General features: G+C 58.2%; 4 protein-coding genes. All 4 read left to right on the top strand.

What is annotated here, in order from left to right:
• Window positions 1–1,134 (top strand): anthrax toxin lethal factor-related metalloendopeptidase (locus tag WB794_RS13375; RefSeq protein WP_415926701.1); only part of this gene is annotated, 1,134 nt, incomplete at its 5' end.
• A gap of 351 nt (window positions 1,135–1,485) precedes the next feature.
• Complete coding sequence (locus tag WB794_RS13370) at window positions 1,486–1,965, top strand: DUF2846 domain-containing protein (RefSeq protein WP_337336349.1); 480 nt, start codon at window positions 1,486–1,488, stop codon at window positions 1,963–1,965.
• 124 nt (window positions 1,966–2,089) lie between these two features.
• Window positions 2,090–2,518, top strand: a complete 429-nt coding sequence (locus tag WB794_RS13365) for a hypothetical protein (RefSeq protein WP_337336348.1) — start codon at window positions 2,090–2,092, stop codon at window positions 2,516–2,518.
• A gap of 166 nt (window positions 2,519–2,684) precedes the next feature.
• Window positions 2,685–3,460 (top strand): hypothetical protein (locus WB794_RS13360; RefSeq protein ID WP_337336347.1); only part of this gene is annotated, 776 nt, incomplete at its 3' end.

Below are 3,460 nucleotides of genomic sequence, written 5' to 3'. Positions count from 1 at the left end.
CCGCAGAACTGGAACCCCTACAGCTACGTGCTCAACAACCCGCTGAACCTGACGGACCCGAGCGGGTACAGCTTCCTGAGCAAGTACTGGCGTACGATCGCCGCGATCGTGGTGACGGTGTACACGGGTGGGGCGGCAAGCGGTGCGGCCTGGGGTTGGGCTGCGGGTTTGACGGGCACCAGTGCCGCCATAGCCGGAGGCTTCGTAGCAGGAGCGATCCAGACCAACTCGCTCAGGGGCGGAATCTATGGTGCGTTCAGTGCGGGAATCTTCAACAAGATCGGCATCGCCTACCAAGGCGCTACCGGTGTAAAGGCCGCTCAAGGCGTGCTGGCCCATGCGGCAGCCGGTGGAGTGATGAGCAGCCTGCAGGGCGGCAAGTTCGGGCACGGGTTTGCCAGTGCGGGATTCACGCAGGCACTCAGCCCCGGCATCGGCAAGCTGGAAGGGCCGATTCGCCAAGGTACGGCCGTTGCAGTCCTGGGCGGCACCACCTCGGTGATGACGGGCGGGAAGTTCGGCAATGGGGCGGTGACGGCGGCGTTTAGTTATGCGTTTGGGCGTGCTGCCAGCGGCGCGGGTTCTGGCAATGTTAATGACACGAGCCCATCGCCGCCACCAGTTATCGAGAGTGGCGGTGATGTCACTATTCTTGAGGAAGCGCTTGGCATGCTTCCCCCGGATGTTTTAGCCGAATTGAATCGAGCAGGTATTAGTTATGTGGCTGTTGGTGAGTCCGTTACGGAATACCTCACCCATCTTCGAGGGGTTGCTCCACGGGGATGGGGGAGTGGCGCGACGTGGGATTCCGTTCCTGGCGGGTTTGATGCAAACACGAAGTCTGTGATTGTCGCGACCCGAGGTGCGCACTCGCATGGAAGTGTAAACATGGCACTCCATGAGATTGGACACGCTTATGATTTTTCGACGGGCTATCCATCTAGAAGCACTGAGTTTCATATTTCATATGGAGTAGATAGAAGAAATTTAAGATCTTATTATCTTCAACCAGGCATGGCTGGGCGTAGCGAGGCTTTTGCCGAGAGCTTTGCCGGGTATTTCTCAAGAAATCAGGAATACATGAATCGGCATCCAGCGCTTACCAATTACTGGTCGTCAAGGAGAAGACCGTGAGGACCCCTATAAATTTGCTAATCTTATGCGCCCTATCCGGATGCTCGTCATATTTGTCTACACCAGAGCAAGGTCGCCCATTTGAGAATAACGAGTTGAGCCATGCCATGAGTAATGAATCCATAGGAGAAGCCCACATGACTGAGGATGGAGTGATAATATTAATGCTAAGAGCGGAATCCGATGGCGTCCTTGGCGATGCTATCATAAAATACTATCCGGGCGACGAGAATTACGAGGGGATAATAAGACATTTGCCGGAGCTTCGGCCCGGAGGGAGTGTGCGTGTGCCGCCGTGGGATAACTGAGATGGGTTCTGCCGTTGGATGGCCCGGATGGAAATAAGCGGCAATGAAATCCGTGTCGCTCAGTAACACTCTAGCAATCAATATGGATAAAGCGATGAAAATCATGAAATCCCTCGCTCTCCTGGCTCTCTCCCTTGTAATGCTATCGGGCTGCGCGACGACGAACTATGCTGAAAGACCCGCGCAGATGATCCCCGAAGACGATGCCGGCTTGATCTATTTCTTTCGTGAAAAGTCATTCGTGGGCGGTGGTGTGAGCTATGCGATTAATGAGAACGGCGTCAAGCTCGGTGCGTTGAAGAACGGCACGTTCTTCGTTATCCATGCCACTTCCGGTCGGCACGTCTATGAAGCAAAGACTGAAAGTGGCGCATTAGTCCAACTTGATGTGGAGGCAGGCAGAACCTATTACGTGAAGGGTGGTGTGAAGATGGGCGTGCTGGCTGGCAGGCCGGAGCTTGTTCAGGTGACGGAAGCCGAGGCGGCCGGAAAAATAGAAAAGCTCAAATACACGAGTCTCTAAATTCAGGCGCTCGGAAAGGGGCTCAGATCAGGTCGCTTGAGCCTCCTCACAATCGCGGGTGTTGCGAATCAGTGTTGAATCCACCGGGTTACGGCGGGGGAGTTGAGTATTGTCGTGGTGTCTGGTGGCCGCGGCCATGATTAATCGTAGTGCAATCCCCAACAAATCTACCGACTACTTTCCCGATGAAGAGTGGAAGCGCTTCTCGAAACACCTTCGTGAAGTGGAGATGGCGTTGAAGTATAAGGCCGCAAATCTGAAATTTCGAGTTTCGGGAGATGCGCGGTGGCCGCGAATCCGATTTACTAGAAGGTGCGGTCGGGTGCGCGACACCGTGTTCATGGCTCTCAGGCCAGAGCAACCCGCAATTGCGAATGAATTTTGGCAAATTTATATCCAGCGGGAGGTGCGCAGCGCTTTGCTGGCATATAAAACAATTGCACTCCGCCGAATTGCTGAGATTGATTCACATGACTATTCTTTGTCAGTATCCGTTTCTGGGATTATGTTAGATGCGATGTTAAGGTTTGAGGCCCTGATTGGAGAGCTATAGGCAGCAAGTAGAGCGGAACCCGCAGTGCGTATTCCGCCGCTTCAAGTAGCTGCCCATGCCCAGCCTCGCCCCTTCTCTCATCACGAATCGCAGCGCGCATCGTCTTCGGCGTGACCGGTGCGCGCCATCGCCGCATCGCAGCCGCAGCCGCAGCCGCGACAGCACCATGGACGCACGCACCTACCGCGAGCAGACCCAGTACGACGGCTACGGCCGGGCCGGGAAGACGCACGATGCGCGCGGCAACATGACCAGCGCGGACAGCCTGCGGTTCTACGAATACAACGCCCTCAACCAGGCCACCGAAGTGCGTCGGGTGGCGAGCGTGGGCTCGTCGGACATCACGATCCGCGCGCGCTTTGCCTACGGCGTGGACGGCGCGCGCTACCGGCGCATCGACGATGGCAGCAGCGCGGGCGGCACCACCACGACCACGATCATCGGCGCCGTGGAGCGGCTGCAGAAGCCCGGCGGTGCGATCCAGTGGCGTCGCATGATCGGCAGCACCGCCATCGTGAGCTACAGCGGCGACCAGCTCGTGGGCGGCATCACCCAGGCCGCGGGCGCGGGTACGGTGCGCCACCAGTTCAGCGACCGGCTCGGCTCGGTGCAGGTGATCGGCAGCATCAGCGGATCGAGCGTGACGGTGCACGAACGCCTCGATCCGGGCACCGACGGCCAGTGGCGCACGCCCGATCCACCGTTCGGCCAGGCCGGCTCATCCCACACCCCGCGCGGCTTCACCGGGCACGAGCACCTGGAAGGCCACGACACGATCCACATGACGTGGATTGCAGGAGCAATCCCGAACGACCGCAGGTCGGCCCGAAGGGCGAGGGCCATGGATGGCCCGAGTAGCGGACGGCTCTACTGGCCCACGGGCGGCCGCATGGTGCAGGCCGACCCGATCATCACCGACATCTACAACCCGCAGAACTGGAA

The organism is Denitratimonas tolerans (genome assembly GCF_037203605.1).
GTDB lineage: Bacteria > Pseudomonadota > Gammaproteobacteria > Xanthomonadales > Xanthomonadaceae > Denitratimonas > Denitratimonas tolerans.
The sequence above is the reverse complement of the archived record's forward strand: the minus strand, read 5'-3'. Positions and strand labels throughout refer to the sequence as shown.